At 61.6% G+C, this 18103-nt stretch carries 21 protein-coding genes; 14 read left to right on the forward strand and 7 right to left on the reverse strand.

Annotated elements, in window-relative coordinates; translation table 11 throughout:
• The first annotated feature begins 28 nt into the window (after positions 1–28).
• The 4 genes from DV706_RS11295 to DV706_RS11310 all read left to right on the forward strand — a co-directional run bounded on the left by DV706_RS11295 (position 29) and on the right by DV706_RS11310 (position 3694).
• Positions 29–1261, forward strand: a complete 1233-nt coding sequence (locus DV706_RS11295) for an HD domain-containing protein (RefSeq protein ID WP_006067439.1) — start codon at positions 29–31, stop codon at positions 1259–1261.
• Between the two features lie 90 nt (positions 1262–1351).
• The gene (locus tag DV706_RS11300; protein WP_006067438.1) at positions 1352–2365 is read left to right on the forward strand and encodes an alcohol dehydrogenase catalytic domain-containing protein; all 1014 of its coding nucleotides are present in this window, start codon (positions 1352–1354) and stop codon (positions 2363–2365) included.
• A 240-nt stretch (positions 2366–2605) separates the two neighbouring features.
• Positions 2606–3376 carry an NAD-dependent epimerase/dehydratase family protein gene (locus tag DV706_RS11305; protein WP_006067437.1) on the forward strand — a complete coding sequence of 257 codons (771 nt, stop codon included), beginning with the start codon at positions 2606–2608 and terminating at the stop codon, positions 3374–3376.
• Positions 3377–3472: 96 nt separating this feature from the next.
• Entirely contained in the window at positions 3473–3694 is a 222-nt protein-coding gene (locus DV706_RS11310; protein WP_006067436.1) for a DUF7535 family protein, read from the forward strand.
• Between the two features lie 16 nt (positions 3695–3710).
• On the opposite strand, the gene DV706_RS11315 is transcribed toward DV706_RS11310, so the two are convergent.
• The 3 genes from DV706_RS11315 to DV706_RS11325 form a co-directional block, all read right to left on the reverse strand.
• A complete protein-coding gene (locus DV706_RS11315; RefSeq protein WP_006067435.1) occupies positions 3711–4793 on the reverse strand; it encodes a glutathione S-transferase family protein in 1083 nt (360 codons plus the stop codon).
• A 108-nt stretch (positions 4794–4901) separates the two neighbouring features.
• Positions 4902–5306 carry a DUF7344 domain-containing protein gene (locus DV706_RS22065; protein ID WP_240756753.1) on the reverse strand — a complete coding sequence of 135 codons (405 nt, stop codon included), beginning with the start codon at positions 5304–5306 and terminating at the stop codon, positions 4902–4904.
• 57 nt (positions 5307–5363) lie between these two features.
• Positions 5364–6020 carry a helix-turn-helix domain-containing protein gene (locus DV706_RS11325; protein WP_006067433.1) on the reverse strand — a complete coding sequence of 219 codons (657 nt, stop codon included), beginning with the start codon at positions 6018–6020 and terminating at the stop codon, positions 5364–5366.
• Positions 6021–6210: 190 nt separating this feature from the next.
• Here DV706_RS11325 and DV706_RS11330 point away from each other — a divergent pair, with 190 nt between their 5' ends.
• The 5 genes from DV706_RS11330 (at position 6211) to DV706_RS11350 (ending at position 9161) form a co-directional block, all read left to right on the forward strand.
• Positions 6211–6858, forward strand: a complete 648-nt coding sequence (locus DV706_RS11330; RefSeq protein WP_049889949.1) for a helix-turn-helix domain-containing protein — start codon at positions 6211–6213, stop codon at positions 6856–6858.
• A gap of 88 nt (positions 6859–6946) precedes the next feature.
• Positions 6947–7294: a HalOD1 output domain-containing protein gene (locus tag DV706_RS11335; RefSeq protein ID WP_240756756.1), complete on the forward strand. Its 348-nt coding sequence runs from the start codon at positions 6947–6949 to the stop codon at positions 7292–7294.
• Positions 7291–7476 carry a hypothetical protein gene (locus DV706_RS11340; protein WP_006067430.1) on the forward strand — a complete coding sequence of 62 codons (186 nt, stop codon included), beginning with the start codon at positions 7291–7293 and terminating at the stop codon, positions 7474–7476. Before DV706_RS11335 ends, DV706_RS11340 begins: the two co-directional genes overlap by 4 nt.
• A gap of 117 nt (positions 7477–7593) precedes the next feature.
• On the forward strand, positions 7594–7977 hold the full coding sequence (locus DV706_RS11345) for a hypothetical protein (protein ID WP_006067429.1): 384 nt from the start codon (positions 7594–7596) through the stop codon (positions 7975–7977).
• Between the two features lie 131 nt (positions 7978–8108).
• Positions 8109–9161 (forward strand): DNA methyltransferase, encoded by a 1053-nt coding sequence (locus DV706_RS11350; protein WP_006067428.1) that lies wholly within the window; start codon positions 8109–8111, stop codon positions 9159–9161.
• Between the two features lie 168 nt (positions 9162–9329).
• Here DV706_RS11350 and DV706_RS11355 read toward each other — a convergent pair whose 3' ends face one another.
• Both DV706_RS11355 and DV706_RS11360 read right to left on the reverse strand, forming a co-directional pair.
• Entirely contained in the window at positions 9330–9992 is a 663-nt protein-coding gene (locus tag DV706_RS11355; protein ID WP_006067427.1) for a potassium channel family protein, read from the reverse strand.
• Positions 9993–10191: 199 nt separating this feature from the next.
• Entirely contained in the window at positions 10192–11559 is a 1368-nt protein-coding gene (locus DV706_RS11360) for a glycerate kinase type-2 family protein (protein WP_049889957.1), read from the reverse strand.
• A gap of 228 nt (positions 11560–11787) precedes the next feature.
• Here DV706_RS11360 and DV706_RS11365 point away from each other — a divergent pair, with 228 nt between their 5' ends.
• Positions 11788–13269, forward strand: a complete 1482-nt coding sequence (locus DV706_RS11365; protein WP_006067425.1) for an NCS2 family permease — start codon at positions 11788–11790, stop codon at positions 13267–13269.
• Positions 13270–13449: 180 nt separating this feature from the next.
• On the forward strand, positions 13450–13707 hold the full coding sequence (locus tag DV706_RS11370) for a glutaredoxin family protein (RefSeq protein WP_006067424.1): 258 nt from the start codon (positions 13450–13452) through the stop codon (positions 13705–13707).
• 23 nt (positions 13708–13730) lie between these two features.
• On the opposite strand, the gene DV706_RS11375 is transcribed toward DV706_RS11370, so the two are convergent.
• Positions 13731–14699, reverse strand: coding sequence for a transcriptional regulator (locus DV706_RS11375; protein WP_006067423.1), 969 nt, complete (start codon positions 14697–14699; stop codon positions 13731–13733).
• A gap of 181 nt (positions 14700–14880) precedes the next feature.
• Between DV706_RS11375 and DV706_RS11380 the strand changes: the two genes are divergently transcribed.
• The 3 genes from DV706_RS11380 to DV706_RS11390 all read left to right on the forward strand — a co-directional run bounded on the left by DV706_RS11380 (position 14881) and on the right by DV706_RS11390 (position 17924).
• Positions 14881–16161, forward strand: coding sequence for a tRNA(Ile)(2)-agmatinylcytidine synthase (locus tag DV706_RS11380; protein WP_006067422.1), 1281 nt, complete (start codon positions 14881–14883; stop codon positions 16159–16161).
• Positions 16162–16248: 87 nt separating this feature from the next.
• On the forward strand, positions 16249–17457 hold the full coding sequence (locus DV706_RS11385) for a PQQ-binding-like beta-propeller repeat protein (RefSeq protein WP_049889948.1): 1209 nt from the start codon (positions 16249–16251) through the stop codon (positions 17455–17457).
• Entirely contained in the window at positions 17454–17924 is a 471-nt protein-coding gene (locus tag DV706_RS11390) for a hypothetical protein (protein WP_006067420.1), read from the forward strand. The genes DV706_RS11385 and DV706_RS11390 overlap by 4 nt, the downstream gene beginning before the upstream one ends.
• Here the strand turns inward: DV706_RS11390 and DV706_RS11395 are convergent.
• A complete protein-coding gene (locus DV706_RS11395; protein ID WP_006067419.1) occupies positions 17892–18095 on the reverse strand; it encodes a VNG_1110C family protein in 204 nt (67 codons plus the stop codon). The two genes, DV706_RS11390 and DV706_RS11395, sit on opposite strands and share 33 nt — an antisense overlap.
• Positions 18096–18103: the final 8 nt, after the last annotated feature.

Consider the following 18103-nt stretch of genomic DNA (forward strand, 5'->3'; position numbering starts at 1 on the left):
TTTCCGTGAGAGCGCCGAACCGGACAGTATGAAGACGATCAAGGACAGCGTCCACGACCACATTCGAATCGACGGTGTGGCTCGCGACCTCCTCGATACGCCCGAGATACAACGGCTTCGCCGTATCCGTCAGCTCGGCACCGTCTCGATGGTCTACCCATCAGCCAACCACACCCGATTCGAACACAGTCTTGGTGTCTATCATCTCGCATGTGAGGCGCTCGAGTATCTCGACATCGATGGACGACAAGCCGAACGCGTCCATGCTGCTGCACTCTTACACGACGTCGGCCACGGCCCGTTCAGCCACAATCTCGAGTCGCTGACCCACCGTCGGACCGGCCGCTATCACGACGACGTCCACGAGCTGTTGACCGACGGCGCAGTCGGAGACGTCCTGCGAGACCACAACCTCGAGCCAGCCGCAATCGCCGACCTCGTCGCGGGCGAGGGCCGATTCGGACAGCTCGTCTCGGGTGAACTCGACGTCGACCGGATGGATTATCTCGTCCGGGACGCCCACCACACGGGCGTTCCCTACGGGACGATCGATCACGGCCGGTTGATCCGCGAGCTGACCTTCGTCGATGGCGAACTCGTGCTCGATGAGGGCAACGTCCAGAGCGCAGAGAGTCTGCTGGTCGCGCGAGCGTTGATGAATCCCACCGTCTACAGCCACAGCGTCGCCCGGATCAGTAAGGCGATGCTTCGCCGGGCGGCCGAACGATTGCTCGAGTCGCCACACACCGAGATCGATGCCGACCGACTCCAGCGGATGGACGATCACGATCTGATCGCCGCCCTGCGGAGATGTGCGGCGACGGGTGAGTTCTCGCGGCGACTGGATCAACGCGACCTGTTCAAGCGAGCAGTGTGGGCTGAAATCGACGACGTCCCCGGCGGGATCATCGAGGCAGACCACGAGACGATCCGGGAGTTCGAACGCGAAATCGCCGCCGACGCCGACGTCGATCCGGAGTACGTAATTCTCGACGTCCCGGGTCGTCCCTCGATGAAAGAATCCACGACGCGGGTGATGGTCAACGGCGACGTTCGCCAGCTCGGGCAGCAGTCACCGCTGGTCGAGGCGCTTCGGGCGGCCCAGTACTCCCAGTGGCGACTCGGGATCTACTCGCCCGAATCGGATCGAGATCGAGTCGGCCGGGCCGCCGTCGACGTCCTCGGCCTCGATATCGACGGCGCGCTGGTCAGCGAGGTGCGAGACGGGCTGGACACGACGCTCGATCAGTTCGTCGACTAATCGCTACGATTGGAGCCACTGCGGTCGCTCGAGTGCAAAGCCTGCTGCCGGCCCCTACGGTCTTTAGCATAGAGACCGTCTCCCAAACCGATGCGAGCTGCTGCCTTCACCGACCTGATCGGTCCGGACGGCGTAAGCGTGATCGACCAGCCGGACCCGGAGCCCGGCCCCGGCGAGGCCACTGTCGATGTCTCGGCCTGTGCCATCAACCGCCACGACCTGTGGATCCTCGAGGGGGATTCGGCGATGGTCGACGGCGACACGCTGCCGTTCGTCACGGGGTTGGACGTGGCCGGCGTCGTCGAGGCGGTCGGCGACGACGTCAGTGGTGTCGAACCGGGCGACAGGGTCGTCCTCTGTCCGAACCAGACCTGTGGCACCTGTCGATTCTGCAGCGAGGGGCCGGAGAACACCTGCGAACGGTTTTCGCTGTACCACGGCGGCCTCGCCGAAACAGCGCGCGTTCAGGCAGATCGCCTCCTCGTATTACCCGACGACGTGAGCGCGACTGCCGCGGCCGCACTGCCGACGGCGTACATGACCGCCTTTCACATGCTCCGGCGGGCCGACGTCGGTCCGGGCGACCTCGTCTTCGTCCCGGGCGCGACAGGTGGCGTCGGCGTTGCCACCGTCCAACTGGCGGCGATCCTCGGTGCACGGACCATCGGAACGTCCTCGTCGGCCGAGAAACTCGAGCGCGTACGCGACCTCGGACTCGATCACGCGATTCGCGCAACCGACCCCGAGGAGATTCGGGCGCAGGTCGCCGACATCGGTCACCCGGATGCGGTCATCAACCATCTTGGCGGCGAGTACACACGGCTCGGCCAACAGGTCATGCGCCGCGGCGGGACGATGGTCGTCTGTGGCCGCACGGCCGGTACCGAGTCGACCATCGACGTGCCGGACCTCTTTCTCGGCCACAAGCGCGTCGTCGGCTCGACGATGGGAACCCAGGACGACCTGCGCAGACTCGTCGAGTTGACGGCCGCGGGTACTCTCGAGCCGGCGATCGATCGGATGTTCGCGCTCGAGGAGACCGACGAGGCGTTTGCGACGATGCAAGACCGCGAGAGCGTCGGCAAACTCGTTGTCGAACCGTAGTCTCGCGTCTCCGACCGGAAGCGTGTGTCTGCCAGCCGACCGCTCCGCCGCCCGGTGGAAATGAACGGCGCATCCGTTCTGGGCGACCCCAAACGACGGAAACACAGCGAGCCTCGGAATTTTAGGGAGCTTTCGATCTGTTATCGCACGCTCTCGAGACTGGTGTGTCTGCGCTGTATCCACCGAGTAGCCGGAACGCGCTGGCCTGGCCTATTTTTGTCCGGCCGAGGTCATACGTCTATGACGAACATCGCGATCACTGGCGCATCCGGACGGGTTGGTAACGAAGCCATCGAGGCACTCTCGGCCGACTCACTCACACTGTTTTCACACAGCGAAACCGAGGAGCTGGAGACGGAACCGATAGACATCGCGAACCGGGAGACGTTCGTCGACGCCCTCGAGGGACAGGACGTGTTGCTCCATCTCGCAGCCAACCCGGACCCGCGCGCCGAGTGGGATGCCCTCACTGGACCCAATATCGAGGGCGTCTACAACGCCTACGCGGCCGCCCTCGAGAACGACTTAGAGCGCGTCGTCTTCGCGAGTTCGAACCACGCGGTCAATATGGGAAACACCGTCTCGTCGATCCGGCCGGAGTCGACGGTCGGGAAACCAGATATCGTTCGCCCGGACGAGACGATGGATCCGGACACCTACTACGGCGTCACCAAGGTCTTCGGCGAGGCGATGGGCCACTATTATGCGACCCGGCACGGACTCGACGTGGTCAACTTACGGATCGGGTGGTTGCTGTCTCGAGACGAACTCAGAGCGGAGTGTGCCGAACGCGATGCTGCTGGCGAGCGATACGCCCGCGCGATGTGGCTCAGTTCCGACGACTGTCGACGGGTGATCGATGCGGCCGTGACAACGACGCTCGATTCGAACCCGACGGTCGCCCACGGAATCTCGGATAACTCCGAGCGATTTCTCTCGCTGTCGGAGACGATGCTCGAGTTGGGATATTGGCCACAGGACGACTCGGCCGCCGTCCTCGAGGACCGTTGAGTGTCGTCGTCACGGATCATCTGCAAGCCTCCCGATTGTCCACGAGGTGATCACGGAACCGTAAGGTCGAATACCGGTAGCGTCCTACTGACGAACATGTCTACAAAAGTAGCCGACTCGACGGGCTACGGGCCGAACAGACAGATGTCGGTGTTCGGGTACATCATGGCTGGCGTCATGGTCATTATACTGCTGCCGCTGCTGCCGGTTGTCATCCCAGCATACGTGCTCTGGCGGGTGTTCGTCGCAGAGGAACCCGTCGAGCGAAGTTTCGAGACGTGGCGCAGGGAGTCGGGTCGGTCACGGAACGGGTCGTAACGGTCGTTGTTTCAGGTTATTCGTCACTGCTAGCGCCGACCAGTGCTGACGGTGGGTCGCCCGGCAGTTCGTCGCGGCCGTGTGGCGCGTCGAACGCGAGGTCGGGACCGCGCGCGATGATTCCGTGTGGCGTCACTTCTGGATGGGTCGTGTAGTAGTGTTCTTTGATGTGGTCCATATGCACCGTCTCACCGATGCCGGTTTCACGGGTCGCTTCGCTCGCGGGTCGTTCCTCAACGTTCGAATCACCGAGGTGCTCCGTTCGGTCGGCGACGCCCGTCTGATAGAGATCACGAAGATACGGCCAGAGATGCTCGTACTCTCGAATGTACTGGACGTTGCACATGAAGTGCGTATGATAGACGTTATCGAACCTGACGAGCGTCGTGAACATCGCGATATCGGCTTCCGTCGGGCGGTCACCCGCGAGATAGCGCTGCGCTGCCAGTACGTCATCCCAGTGCTCGAGCGCCTCGAAAAGGTCGTCGATGGCCGCGTCGTAGGGTGCTTGCTCGGTCGCAAAGCCAGCTCGATAGACGCCGTTGTTGATCGGCTCGTAGATCGCGTCGAGAATCCGGTCAATTTCGTCCCGGTAGCCTTCGGGATAGAGATCCACGTCGTGTGTCGCATAATCGCCGAACTCGGTGTCGAACATCCGCATGATCTCTTTTGACTCGTTGTTGACGATGGTCTCTCGCTCGGTATCCCACAGCACTGGCACCGTCACACGACAGGTCGCGTTCGGATCTGCCTTGACGTACAGTTCGCGGAGGTAATCGACGTCGTGGACGTGATCGCGTGTACAGCCGTCCTTCCCGGGCGTGAACTGCCAGCCGTCGTCGCCACGGTAGGGGTCGACGACTGAGACCGAGATCGCGTCCTCGAGTCCCAGAAGGGCCCGTGCGATGATCGTCCGGTGCGCCCACGGGCAGGCGTAGGAAACGTAGAGGTGGTATCGGCCGGCTTCGGGCTGGTACGTGGCGTCGGGGTCATCTCGAACCTGGTCACGAAACGGTGCCTCCTGGCGATCGAACGAGCCGTCGTCGCCGGCCGTCTCGTACGCGTCTGTCCGCCACTCGCCATCGACGAGCATGTTCATACTGCTCGTAGGGGCTGGCGGACACAAATGGTCTCGCTAACACTCGTGTTACCACCAAACGAGTCGTCGAAACGGGCCGGACCGTCAACCGAACTGACCGCTACGGACTCACTCACGTGTGACGTACGACTCGATCGTCGCGAGCAGTTCCTGACCCGGTTCACCGGTGGTCTTTCGGACTTGATTCGTTTCGGTATCGTGGACGATCATTCCGCACGCATCCAGCTTTGGGAGATGGATATGATGGAGTGCGGTACGGACGCGTTGTCGATGTTCGTCGGCCGACTGATCTCCGTTTTGAATGTGCTCGGCAACCCGCTCTACAAGCGTCGAAATCGCCATTACTTCCGTATCCGTTTGGTCCAGTATTTGAAGGATGGCCCGGCGGTGTTCGTGAGCGACGATCGAGAGGACCACATCGGGAGCGGTCGATCGCTCTTGCTCGGCTGTATTGGTCGTCGAAACGTCTTCAGCGTTCACCCGGTCTGCTCTCGACGTATGTTCCATACCCATACAATACCTCGCTGACCTGGTGTCCTTTTGGCATGGTTCACAATGGAACTGCGTATTTTACACTTCTGGCTCTGGCGGAAATAGTGTGTACGTGGTGAGCGCCACGATCGCACGGCGGAGTCGTTCCGTCACGGCCTGATCGGAAATCCCGAGCTCGTCCGCGAGCTCCTTGGTCGTACAGCCTCTCGGAATATCGTAGTACCCATTCTGTACGGCGAGCGTAATCGCTTCACGCTGGCGATCGCTCAAGCCATACCACGGGCCAGCGTCCGGTTTCGTCGGGTTGTACACTCGAGTCACTTCCAACGAAATCTGCGCGTCTTCACAGTGTGTCGTGAACTCGCTGAGGGCGTCGTGATCAGGAAACCGAAGCTCGAAATCCCACTTCTCGGGTGTTCCGATGGCACTCAACAACTGTCCGTTGAACTCGCTAATGCCATTAAAAACGTGATCCTGATTCGCGTCCCAATCGAGCGTAAAGAGCGTTCGGTCGTCGAATTCGTCCACCGCCGATGCGTTGCTGACAGTCGGATGACGTTGAACGGATTCGACGAACGAGTTCCGTGTCGACTTATGGATCCAGAAGAGCGGAACGGTGGCTTCACCGACCGGGACGATACTCTCGAGCTCAATAGATGTGACTCCCTCGACACGGAGAATCCGTCCGAGTTCGAAGTCAGCAGATGAGATCCGAAATTCTGCAATTACGCTCATTACTTGCTTATGCCAGCTTGGTTGGCCATGGCCGTACAAAATGGGGTGGCTTGATACACCATGCTTATGCGTAACCAGCAGGCAACTGCTCGCTTTCATGTGGTCTGGTATCACTGTGTCCTGGCTACCGTGACCGTGGCTTGATACACCACCCACGTGGGTTATCGGCTCTCAGGACGAATCAGTCGGCATGGCTACCGTGATGGAGTTTACGAGTCCGGCAGACGAGTTTCCACTGGGAACGGTCTTCGAAAACCTGCCGGGGGTGACGATCGAACTCGAGCGACTCATCCCACACGAGACGCTGATAATCCCGTATTTCTGGGTCCGCGGCGCGGAGGCCGAGGACATCGAAGCCGCGTTCGAAGCCCACACTGGCGTGGTCAGCATCGACCTCATCGACAGCGTCGAAAACGAGTATCTCATGCGTGCCGAGTGGGAAGAGCAGTACTTCGGCATCCTGAGCGCGCTTGCCCAGTCCAACATCGCCGTTCTCTCCGGGATCGGGACGAAAGACGGGTGGGACTTCGAGGTACGCGGTGAGAGTCGCGAGGCGATCAGTGAGTTTCGGACCAACTGCCAGAACCACGACATTCCGATCGAGATCACCGCCGTCCACGCGTTGCTTCCGATCCAGGGCGACAGCTACGAGCTCACTGACACCCAGCGAGAGGCGTTGGTGTTGGCCTACGAACGTGGCTACTTCGATTCACCACGCGAGGTGTCACTCGAGGAGATCGCTGATGAGCTTGGAATTACCCAACAGTCGCTTTCGTCTCGACTCAGACGCGGCCACCGACGGCTCATTGCCGGGACGCTCACCAGTCAGGGGGTCTGACCGGAACGCCGGGTAGGGTATTAATACCCTCTGTATAAACAGTAGTCTTGCTAAACCGAGTCAGGCCGCTAAACTGATGTAGAATAGCATGACAGCCAGCCTAGCTAGTGTCGAGTTGGAGTCGCTCTCTCGAGAGTCAGAAACGTATCGTGCCCGGTACGATCAGGACACGACGTCTACAAGTATCGCCGTCGTCGCAGCGATGGCGAACATTCTGGGCGTCGATCCGCTCGAACTGGACCAACTCTACCACACGATCAACACCGATGCCCTCGACAAACTCGGACAGGTTCAGGGGACGCCGGACGGAGCCGTCGACATCTCGTTTCCGTTCGAAGGATACGCAATAACGGTGTCCAGCGACGGGGTGGTGGCACTCTCGCCACCGGACCACGACCGAACATGTGTTCGGGACACAGGAGTCACGAACGAATGACCACCGAAGAGACAGCACTCTCGTCCGAAGCAGAATTACATGCCGAACTAAAGGCACTCTTTCGTCGGGCCCACGCCAACGGGATCGATGTCGAAGGGGGGTGGGAGTGTCGAAACGGTACCGAACACCCGGACTGGGACGTGATCGTTACCGAAGTAGAGAAAAACGGCGAGTCGGAGTGACTCGCACCGAAGGATCAGCTTCAGGGTGTACGGCTATGCTCGGTACGTCTGTCTTTGATACGAACCGGAGTACGTAGCGACCATAGCGTTATGCCATTCACACCCGTATATTACGTAATGGGCGATACCAAAAAGGGCCGAAACAAGCAAGCCCGCGACGCAGATGACCGCCAGCGAAAACGGGAGCTCACAGAGGCGCGCGACCGTGCCGACGAAGCCGAACCGCCACGCGACGAACAGGATGACGTGGCCGAGGCCCAACTGGAGGAAGATGAATCTCTCAATTCGACTCGAGAGTGTCACCGCCGAGGCTGTACAGAGTCGGCGACGTTTGTCGTCGTCGAACGATATCAGGAAGAGACCGGCCACGGCCCTGTCGAAGCAGCGGCCCACCTGTGTCGAGAGCATACCGCCGAAGAGAGCCCCGTGAATCTCGATGGCGTCTACGACGACTACGTCTTTCGTGTCGAGGCGCTTCCAGCGGCAGACGACGTGGTTTAGAGACCCCAACAGGCCGATAGTGTCTACATCAGCTCATTCGATCGTTCCGACTGCGTTCAAACGACAGTGCGTTGCTCGAGCGACCGAGTCGAGAGCCACGAATTTAAGCCCCCACAGTATCCACTCGATATATGGCAGACGACGGGGACAGACATCGACAGAGTCGCCTGATCACGGACGAAGATGGCGGGTTCGATGCCGAACGCGCTCGCGATGAGTCCCTGCCAGTCGAAAACGGCGAACTGATAGACACTGACGAACTTGCCGATCACCAACACTATGTTGAGGATCGAGGAATCTACGACGAACGCAATCGGGTCAACGATCTCACGGGCAAAGAGTGGAAGTACGCGACGAAATCGGTACTCGCGGAGGGGTATCCGCCCGACGTCCAGCACGACCTGCGAAGCGAACACGGCGGTCAGAAACCACCACGGCTCTGTGCCGAGCTGATCGGCCGGTTCAGCAAGGCCGGTGACACCGTTCTCGATCCGTTTGCCGGCGTCGGCGGCACCTTGCTCGGCGCGAGTTTCTGCGAACACGACGGCACCGGGCTCCGGAAGGCCATTGGCTTCGAGCGCAACGAGCGCTGGACCGAGCTCTACGAGACCGTCCTCACACGCGAAAACGAGGAGCGACGCGCCCGCGGCGAGGCGCCACTCGCCGAACAGGACCTGCGCCACGGCGACTGTGCGGACCTGATCGACGAGATAGCGGACGATTCGGTCGAGTTGCTGCTCACCGACGTCCCCTACTGGCACATGGACGAACTCGAGCAGACACGAAACGAACGCGAAACACGCGAGAGCAAACTCGGGTCGTTCGATGGAGACGGAACAGCCGCCACCGAGTCAGCGGCGTCTAACGACACGGACAGCGGGACAACACAGACCAAAGCCGAGTGGCTGGCTGATATGGCCGAGAAGTTCGATCGATTTACCGATGCCGTCGCGTCTGACGGCCATCTGGTCGTGTTTATCGGAGACATGTATCGCGACCAGTCCTACGAGTTTCTCTCAGCCGATCTCGCGCGTGCGATCGAGTCGACTGCACCAGTGACGCTCGCGGCGAATCTGATCTGGTACGACCCCACGAAAGACCTCCACGTCTACGGCTATCCCTTCTCGTTCGTCCCGTCGATGGTCCACCAGAACGTGCTCGTCTTCCGACTCGACGACGAGTGAAAAGAATAGTCTGACCTGCGTCATTCGGGTGTCTGACGCGGTTTTATTGGGACATGCCCCAACGGACTAATTGGCGCGCACTGGCGGAGACCTCCCCATCCCACTCTACTGACCCATCCGCGCGCCACCGATCTCCCCACTCCCACTTTCGCTCCCGCTTTTCACGTCTCAGGCGTTCGCAGGAAGTAGCTTCGCCCGAACGTCGTCCGCTCGAGCAGTTTCAGTAATCACTGCAACCTCGTCACCAGCTGCAAGCTCTGTTCCCGGAAGCGGGATCGTCAGCGACTCGCGTTCGCGACCGTGGGCGTAGATGCGTGCTCCCTCGGGGAGTTCGAGTTCGCTCATCCGTTTGCCGACGGCAGGCGAGCCGTCCTTGATTTCGAGGACGGTCAGTTGCAGGTTCGTTGCGAGATCGGCGACGACGTTGAAATCGCCGCCGAGCATGGCCGTCTTGGCACCTGCAGCCCCGAGCCGCTCGGGATAGATGATCTCGTCGACGTCTTCGGCGTATCGCTCGTAGATTTCCTCGCGGTAGTCTTCGTCGATCCGTAAGACCGTGCGACAGCCGTGATGGGTGCCGACCATACAGGCCGCGAAGTTGACGTTGAGATCGGGCGTGAAGGCACCGATCGCGTCGGCGGTGTCGATCTCTGCATCGACGAGCACCGCTTCGTCGGCGCCGTTGCCATGAATCGCCTCAAACCCATCTCCTTGAGCTCGTTTGACGCGATCGAGATCGTTGTCGACGACAACCGTCTCGTGGCCTTCTTCGGCGACGATGCGTGCCGTTCGCGATCCGACCCGTCCATAACCCACGATGACAAACCTCATGAGACAGCAATACACGCTCCGAGGTGAAATATACTGCGGGCACTCACTGCGTGTGTGACCTGCCGAGACCGTCTCGGAGACGAAACATGCCGACTGACAGCAGGCCGTCTGCTGGCTCGAGCCTCGAGCAGGCCGCTGTACCCTCCTGAAACGGGTCTGGAACCCATCGCACAGCCGCCGTTGGGGTGTGTACTGCTTTTCAGCGGCGACTGGCCTCGTCAGCAGTGCGCCCGTCGGCAGCGCTTGGCTCCGCAACGACGAGCACGCGCAGGTCGTTCAGATTCGTCCCGGTCGGCCCGGTTTTGATGAGTCCGTTTCGGTCGGCGAGATAGGGAAACACGTCGTTGGCTGCCAGTGCGTCTCGGGCTCGCTCGCTTGTATCGACAGTCCTGTCGTCGACGACACCACCCGCAGCGTCGCTCGCGCCGTCGATTCCGTCAGTGTCGACGGCAGCGACGGTAATTCCGGGCTCGAGATCCAGTGCCGCACTCGTTACGAACTCCTGATTCGGCCCACCCGTCCCGTCTCCGGTGACCGTCACCGTCGTCTCGCCGCCAGAGAGGAGCACGGCCGGCGGTGAAACGGGCACCCCCGTCGCCAGCACCTCCTCTGCGATTGCGACGTGAGTCGTCGCCGCCTCGCGGGCTTCGCCACGCACGCGAGCGGAGAGCATAAGCGGATCATACCCGTGTTCGGCGGCGACCTCGCGGGCCGCTTCGAGAACAGTCATCCCATCAGCGACGATGTGGTTCGAGACGCGCTCGAAGGCAGGATCGTCGGGCCCCGGCGTTTCCGGAATCGCGCCGGCGCGGCCGCGCTCGAGACGATCAGCGACGGTCTCTGGAACGTCGAGATCGTAGCGGTCGATGACCGAACGGCCGTCCTCGAACGTCGACTCGTCGGGCGCAACGGGGCCGCTTGCGATCACGCTCAGATCGTTGCCGACGACGTCACTCAGAAGGATGCCGACGACTGTCGCTGGGGCGAGCCGACGGGCGAGCTGGCCGCCTTTCAGCGCTGAGCAGTGTTTGCGGACGGCGTTGATCTCGTGAATGTCGGCCCCGCTCTCGAGTAGCGCGTCGGTGGTTGCCTGTAGATCGGCAAGCGAGAGATCTCCTGCAGGCGCGGCCATGAGTGCGCTGCCACCGCCGGTGATCGCCGCCAGGACGAGTGTCCGCTCGTCTGCAGTGCCAGCGGCTTCGAGGAGTCGGCGTGTTCCCGCAACGCCACGCTCGCTCGGAACCGGGTGGTCGCCCTCACAGATGGTAACGTATTCGGTTTCTGTAGGATCGTCCGTGACGACGACGCCGCGATCGATTCGGTCACCGAGGACGTCCTCGAGTGCCACAGCGACGTGTGCAGCGGCGTTGCCGCCGCCGAGAACGACGATCTCGTCGTATGCGCTACAGTCATAGGTCGCGCCGGCCACGTGGAGCGTCTCCCCCTCGAGTGCGATCGCTTCGTGGATGACCCGTCGTGGATGACCGGCGTCGATCCCCGCCTCGAGACAGGCGAGGGCAACGTCGCGTGCGTCGGTCGTCGCCAGTTGGGCTCGATTCTCGATCATCATACCCGAGCATGTCCCTGAACCCGCTAAAATCAGTGGGTCGAAATCCGTGACGGAGTGACGACTGAACGTCCAGCCGATCGGCGTGGCGAATCGCCTCGAGACGTTCCCTTATCTCGGTTGACAAAATAGGGCCGGGAGAACACAATGCACAAACATGAACATCTTCTCGGCGACCTCGGACGGGAACTTTTAACTAATCGGTCTTACTATGCTCGAACGTCCAATATGGGGGCTTCCGATACAATCGCGGAGTACTTCGGGTTCAACGAATCCGATACAGACTATCGAACAGAAACGCTTGCGGGGGTAACGACGTTCTTGGCGATGGCCTACATCATCGTCGTCAATCCGGCGATCCTCAGCAGTGCGATCCTCTGGAACCACGAAACCGGCGAGTTCCAGGGTGAGGCGACGATCAACGGGACCGTCTACGGCTCTGGCGAGATCATCCAGATGCTCGCCGTCGCGACGATCCTCGCCTCGGTCGTCGCGACCGTCGTGATGGCGTTGTACGCCAACCGACCGTTCGGGCTGGCGCCCGGCATGGGGTTGAACGCCTTCTTTGCGTTCACGGTCGTCGTTATTCTCGGCGTCCCGTGGCAGGTCGCGCTTGCCGCTGTCTTCGTCGAAGGGATCATCTTCATTGCCCTGACCGCTGTCGGCGCGCGACGGTACATCATCGAACTCTTCCCGGAACCAGTCAAGTTCGCCGTCGGGGCTGGTATCGGTGTCTTCTTGCTCTTTCTCGGACTGCAAGAGATGCAGGTCGTCGTGCCCTACGACGCAACGCTGGTAACGCTTGGAAACGTCCTCGAGAGCCCGGTCGCTGCGCTGTCGCTCGCCGGCCTGTTTCTGACGCTGTTGTTGTACGCCCGTGGCGTTCGTGGCTCGATCATCATCGGGATCGTGACGACAGCCGTCGCTGGCTGGGTGCTGACGCTTGCCGGTGTCGTTGCCCCCGACGTCTTGACGCCGGAGGGATCCTACGACGACGTCACGAACGAGGGGGTCATGTCGATGCTCACCTCGGTCCAGTACGATTTTACCCCGCTGTTCTGGGGCTTCGTCGACGGCCTCGGCATGATTACTGAGGATCCGTTCGTCTTCTTGCTGGTCGTGTTCACGTTCTTCTTCGTTGATTTCTTCGACACCGCCGGCACGCTCATCGGCGTCTCGCAGATCGGTGGCTTCCTCGACGAACACGGCGACCTGCCAGAGGTCGAAAAACCACTGATGGCCGACGCAGTCGGCACTACCGTCGGTGCGATGATCGGTACCTCGACCGTGACGACGTTCATCGAATCCTCGACCGGCCTCGAGGAAGGTGGTCGAACCGGCTTTACGGCGCTGGTCGTCGGTGGCCTGTTCGCACTCTCCTTGCTGATCGTTCCGCTGATGGCCGCGATTCCTCAGTATGCAACGTATCTGGCGCTGGTCGTCGTCGGGATCATCATGCTCCAGGGTGTCACCGACATCGACTGGAACGATCCCGCGTGGTCGATCTCCGCCGGGTTGACGATCACGGTCATGCCGCTGACCACTTCGATCGCAAACGGACTCGCTGCCGGGATCATCAGCTATCCGTTAGTCAAAGCCGCGATGGGTGAGACGCGAGACGTCTCGCCGGGTCAGTGGGCGCTTGCGGTCGCGTTCATCGGCTACTTCATCGTCTACTTCTCGGTCGAATCCGGGTCAGTGACGTTCTGAAATCGTCGGCAGACGCACGCACATTTTCGAGATTTTCGCCACGATTGACTTCTAGACACCGTCTCAGACGGAGCTCTGTCAGTCAGGTCCGGCGCAACCGCCGAACGACTCGTGGGCGCGGTACGTAACCCGTCTCAGCCAACCGGTGGCCTCTTGCCGATCAGGCCACTTGCTCGAGATATGGCAGACATCACGCTGTACGATCTCCCTGGCTGTCCGTTCTGTAGGATGGTTCGTTCGAAACTCGACGAACTCGGCCTCGAGTACGACACGATCGACGTTCCTCGTTCACATGCCGCACGAACCGAAGTCCAACAGGTCAGTGGACAGACGGGCGTCCCCGTCATTACCGACGAAGCCCACGGTGTCGAAGGGATGCCTGAGAGCAGCGACATCATCGAATACTTAGAAGAGACGTACGGCGAAAACGGAGCGTAACCGCGAACGACGGTTCGCGAGAGTCAGGCTGCCTCTTCGTACTCCGCGCGTTCGCGGATGACTTTCCGTAACTCCGCGGCGTCGTGGAGATCCTCGAGTTCCTCGCGTTCGACCAGCGCGGTGCCGTCGACTGACTCCTGTTTTGCACGGTCGACGACGTACACCGATCGCGTGTGCGTGACCCGCCCGATCGAACTCATGATCCGAGCGCGCTTTTCGGCCGCTTTCGTGAACTTCGAGTGGCCGGTCAGCACGATGCCTTCGTCGTCGTCTTCGTCCTGGCTGACGGCTTTGAACGGCGAGCGAAGCGTCGGATGAACGCTGTAGCCGGCTCGCGTAAGGACAGCGACGACCTGCTCGTCGTCGGGGTCTGCGTCGGGGTCGTCCGGCGTCGCCTCAGTTTCATGGACCTCGTCGGCACCTTCCAGGACGTCGACGGGGCTCGTCAGCGGCGCATCGAAGAGGTCCTCGAGTTCCATTGCGACTTCGACGGAGGCGTTCATGCCGTCTTCGTACTTCGAGACGGTGCGTCTGGAGACACCGAGCTCGCTCGCGAGTTGGCCGAGACTCCACTCTCTGTCCTGTCGTTCATCGGCGAGCAGGTCGCCGTCGATGTTGACGTAGAGGCCACCGGGTGCGGCATAGATCAGCGGTGGGACGCCTTCGATGAATAGGTTGTACGCCGTGTCGGGGCTGAGGACGGGGACGCCGTGTCGGAAGTAGACGACGTCTGGTTTGAGGTCTTCGTCACGACTTCGCAGGCCGATAACCATCGGCGTCGCATTGAGGTAGGTTCCAAGCCGGCGCATCTCGTGGCCGGTTGCCTCGTTGAACGCATCGATGTTGCCGAGTATCTTGACCAGCAGCAGGTCTTCACCGCGTCGAGCCGCGATATCGAAACTCTTCGGCCGAATCGCACACCGGTCACTGACCACGAACCCCGCGTCCTCTAACATTGCGGTCACGTTGCCGACCAGTGCGGAGCGGGACATACGGGGGTGTAAGTGATTCCTCGTATAAGACGTTTTCCCCGCGGATCCGCTTGCTGTGTCGTGATTCGATACTGTACCGCCAATATACTTATATACCAGGTCGTCTCCGTCGGAGCCATCATTCCGCAGCGCCGTCTGTCGTCCCGAAAGGGGTTACTCGCCGCCGGCCCAACCACCGTCAATGACTGTCGTCGGGATCGACGATACGGATTCCCGCGAGCGCGGGATGTGTACGACCTACGTCGCCGCCCAGATCGCCGAGCGACTGCGCCGTGATGGGGCCGAAGTCGAGCGGCTTCTGCTCATCCGGCTTAACCCCGCCGTCGAGTACAAGACGCGAGGCAACGCCGCGCTCGCGATCCACACCGACTGCGACCCCAACCGAGCGTTCGACATCGCTCGCGAGCGCCTCGAGGCACTCGCCGAAACGGCCGACGAGCGGACGAATCCGGGACTCGTGGTGACAGCAGCCGAGCCCGACGAGATGCCCGACGACGTGGCCGAATTCGCATGGCGAGCGATTCGCGAGCACCTCACAATCGACGACGCAGCGTCCCTGATCAAACGCCACAGCTACCGCTCGTGGCACGCCGACGACGGTCGCGGACGGATCGGCGCGCTGGCCGCCATCGGCAGCTGGCGCGCACTCGCTGACTGGACGTACGAGTATATCTCTTACCGTGACTCCGAACGCTGGGGGACGCCGCGGACGATCGATCACGAGCGCGTCTTCGCCGCAGCCGACTGGGGTCGCCCCGAGGTCTGGGATACGGTCGACCGCGGCGAGGACGACACAGTCTGCGTTCCGCACACACCGGGACCGATCCTCCACGGGATTCGTGGCGACGATCCCGACGCAGTTCGCGCCGTTTCCAACCGGATCGAAAGCGAACCCGTCGCCTCGAGCCAGCTGTTTGTGACCAACCAGGGAACAGACGTTCACCTCCGGGACGGCACGCTCGAGGCAGTCGAAGACGGCCACGCCTACCGCATCGACGGACAGGTCGCAAGCAAGCCCGAAACCCGACGTGGCGGGCACGTTTTCGTCGACCTCGAGAGCGAGGGTGACGACGACCCAGCACGCATCGAGTGTGCTGCGTTCGAGCCAACCAAACGGTTTCGCGACCGCGTGCGAGCGCTGCGGGTCGGCGACCGACTCACCGTCTGTGGCGAGGTCGCTCGCGGGACGCTCAAACTCGAGAAGTTCGCGGTTCGCGAGCTCGTGACGACCGAGCGCGTCACACCGACCTGTCCCGACTGCGAGCGGCGAATGAAAAGCGCCGGCCGAAACCAGGGGTATCGCTGCCGGGACTGTGGAACCAGTGCAGACGGGAAGGCAACACAGGACCTCGAGCGCGACCTCGAGGTCGGCTGGTACGAGGTCCCCCCGTGTGCGCGTAGACATATTGCAAAGCCGTTGGTGCGTGGCGGGTTCGACGCGCCGACACATCCCGAACGATAGGATCGTGACCGTGTTCTCGAGCCCACCGGCGAGTGTGCGTTCGGAGATGACAGAACGACTATTTGTTCGGCACGGGATTGATCGACTATGCGCCCTCCATTGACCCGCCGTCGGCTCCTCGGCGTCGCGGGCGGCTCGTTGCTCGGCGGCTATCTGCTCGGGCCTCGAGCCGGCGGCTCGGACCACGTCGATCCGACAGTCGACGGCGAGTGGCTTCACCCGCGGGCCGACTCGAGAAACGTCGCGTCGACTGCCGATCCCGGCCCCGGCGGCGATGGGCGGATTGAGTGGGAACAGACGCTCGAGGCGCGTCGACGATACGAACACGCCGGGTTCGCGCTCGTCGACGACACACTACTTGTGCCCACCCATCACTCGCTGCGGACACTTGACGCCGAAACAGGCACTACGCGCTGGCAGTATGCATATCAGCGGCCATCAGCGAGACACAACGAACAGACACAGCTCGATTCGGAGCCACAGGTTCGCGACGGCGTCGTCTATCTGGTGTTTCAGACGACCGTCTGTGCGCTCGACCTCGAGACACGACGGCTCCGCTGGCGTTGCGATCTGAACAGCAGTGCCGACGGCTGCTGGCTGTTTGGCACCACGCTGTATGTCACTGCCCGCGTCGACAGCGAGTATCGACTCGTCGCGCTCGATGCCGAGACCGGTCTCGAGCGCTGGCGACGGACTGCACGCGACTCGGTGTTGGCTGCCGGCAGCGGACTGGTCGTGGTGGCCGACTACGATGCGGGACGCGTAACTGGTCTCGTTCCCGAGACCGGAACGGAACGCTGGGTGAGCGACACGGCAGTGTCCGCGTCGTCGCTCAGTCGTGGTGAGGTTGTGATCGTCGACGATTACGTGTTCGTCATAACCGCAGACGGTGACCTGACAGCGCTCGAGGCAGCAACTGGCGACCGCCGCTGGACGATCTCCGGTGGGACAGACGAGCACACGATGATGGATACACTCGCTGTCGATCCATCGGCCCGTGCAGTCTACTGGTCGCAACCGGACAAAGGAACGATTGCGCAGTTCGATATCATGGGTGAGTTGGTGTGGGAGACAGACCGGAATTCGCTCGAGTTCGGCATCAGCGTCGGCAACGGGACAGTCTACGCGTCGACGGCGAACGGACTGCTCGCTCTCGAGGCCGACACCGGGGACGAACGGTTCCGCGTTTCCCCAGTGAGTGTCGGGGACAGCTCCCCTGGGTGTACGCCGTTGATCGCCGGCAACCAGGTCTATCACTGTCTCGGGGAAACGATCTACGAGGTGGGCTCGCGATGAGTCAGGCGTCGCGTGTCTCAGTCGGACGGACACTCGAGTTCGCGCTCGCTGCTGGCCCAGCAGTCGCCCCAGCACAACAGCTGCTCACAGCGGGTGCCGAACTGGCTGGTGTGTCTCTCTCGTACTGGCTCGCGTTCTTGCTTGTGTTGCTAGTCGGCGTCGTCCTCGCGGCGACGTACGACGGCTCGAGTACGACGGTGTTCGGTGCGGCGATACTGGCGGTGGTCCTGTACGTTGCCTTGCAGTGGGTCGTCGGTCTCTGGCAGGTGAACGTGATCTCGCCGCAGTTGATCGTGGCCGACGTGTTCGTCTATCTGGCTGCCGTCTCGAGTGCAATCGTGATCGTCTCCGGATCACACGGGGACACAAATCCGCCACCACGGAACGGCAAAACAGACTCACGAACAGACGAACACAGCAGTCAGGCGTGTGGCTCAGCGAACGCAGATTCCACGGCGGGCGAGTGACTCGCTGGCTGCTTTGATTTCGACAGGGCTGCCGATGATCCGGCGCCGGTCTTCGCCTTCAGCGACGATCGATACCGTAAACGCCTCATCAAGTGGCGGCTCGAGTCCCTCGACAGTCTCCCGGTGAAGCACGATCTGGGTGCTATCGCGCAGCTGTGTCGCATCTGGCATAATCCAAC

It is taken from the genome of Natronorubrum bangense (genome assembly GCF_004799645.1).
GTDB classification, from domain to species: Archaea; Halobacteriota; Halobacteria; order Halobacteriales; family Natrialbaceae; genus Natronorubrum; species Natronorubrum bangense.

Coding starts and splice junctions, on each gene's coding strand:
- DV706_RS11295 (WP_006067439.1), top strand. CDS start 29: ATGAAGACGATCAAGGACAGCGTCCACGACCACATTCGAATCGACGGT.
- DV706_RS11300 (WP_006067438.1), top strand. CDS start 1,352: ATGCGAGCTGCTGCCTTCACCGACCTGATCGGTCCGGACGGCGTAAGC.
- DV706_RS11305 (WP_006067437.1), top strand. CDS start 2,606: ATGACGAACATCGCGATCACTGGCGCATCCGGACGGGTTGGTAACGAA.
- DV706_RS11310 (WP_006067436.1), top strand. CDS start 3,473: ATGTCTACAAAAGTAGCCGACTCGACGGGCTACGGGCCGAACAGACAG.
- DV706_RS11315 (WP_006067435.1), bottom strand. CDS start 4,793: ATGAACATGCTCGTCGATGGCGAGTGGCGGACAGACGCGTACGAGACG.
- DV706_RS22065 (WP_240756753.1), bottom strand. CDS start 5,306: ATGGGTATGGAACATACGTCGAGAGCAGACCGGGTGAACGCTGAAGAC.
- DV706_RS11325 (WP_006067433.1), bottom strand. CDS start 6,020: ATGAGCGTAATTGCAGAATTTCGGATCTCATCTGCTGACTTCGAACTC.
- DV706_RS11330 (WP_049889949.1), top strand. CDS start 6,211: ATGGCTACCGTGATGGAGTTTACGAGTCCGGCAGACGAGTTTCCACTG.
- DV706_RS11335 (WP_240756756.1), top strand. CDS start 6,947: ATGACAGCCAGCCTAGCTAGTGTCGAGTTGGAGTCGCTCTCTCGAGAG.
- DV706_RS11340 (WP_006067430.1), top strand. CDS start 7,291: ATGACCACCGAAGAGACAGCACTCTCGTCCGAAGCAGAATTACATGCC.
- DV706_RS11345 (WP_006067429.1), top strand. CDS start 7,594: ATGGGCGATACCAAAAAGGGCCGAAACAAGCAAGCCCGCGACGCAGAT.
- DV706_RS11350 (WP_006067428.1), top strand. CDS start 8,109: ATGGCAGACGACGGGGACAGACATCGACAGAGTCGCCTGATCACGGAC.
- DV706_RS11355 (WP_006067427.1), bottom strand. CDS start 9,992: ATGAGGTTTGTCATCGTGGGTTATGGACGGGTCGGATCGCGAACGGCA.
- DV706_RS11360 (WP_049889957.1), bottom strand. CDS start 11,559: ATGATCGAGAATCGAGCCCAACTGGCGACGACCGACGCACGCGACGTT.
- DV706_RS11365 (WP_006067425.1), top strand. CDS start 11,788: ATGGGGGCTTCCGATACAATCGCGGAGTACTTCGGGTTCAACGAATCC.
- DV706_RS11370 (WP_006067424.1), top strand. CDS start 13,450: ATGGCAGACATCACGCTGTACGATCTCCCTGGCTGTCCGTTCTGTAGG.
- DV706_RS11375 (WP_006067423.1), bottom strand. CDS start 14,699: ATGTCCCGCTCCGCACTGGTCGGCAACGTGACCGCAATGTTAGAGGAC.
- DV706_RS11380 (WP_006067422.1), top strand. CDS start 14,881: ATGACTGTCGTCGGGATCGACGATACGGATTCCCGCGAGCGCGGGATG.
- DV706_RS11385 (WP_049889948.1), top strand. CDS start 16,249: ATGCGCCCTCCATTGACCCGCCGTCGGCTCCTCGGCGTCGCGGGCGGC.
- DV706_RS11390 (WP_006067420.1), top strand. CDS start 17,454: ATGAGTCAGGCGTCGCGTGTCTCAGTCGGACGGACACTCGAGTTCGCG.
- DV706_RS11395 (WP_006067419.1), bottom strand. CDS start 18,095: ATGCCAGATGCGACACAGCTGCGCGATAGCACCCAGATCGTGCTTCAC.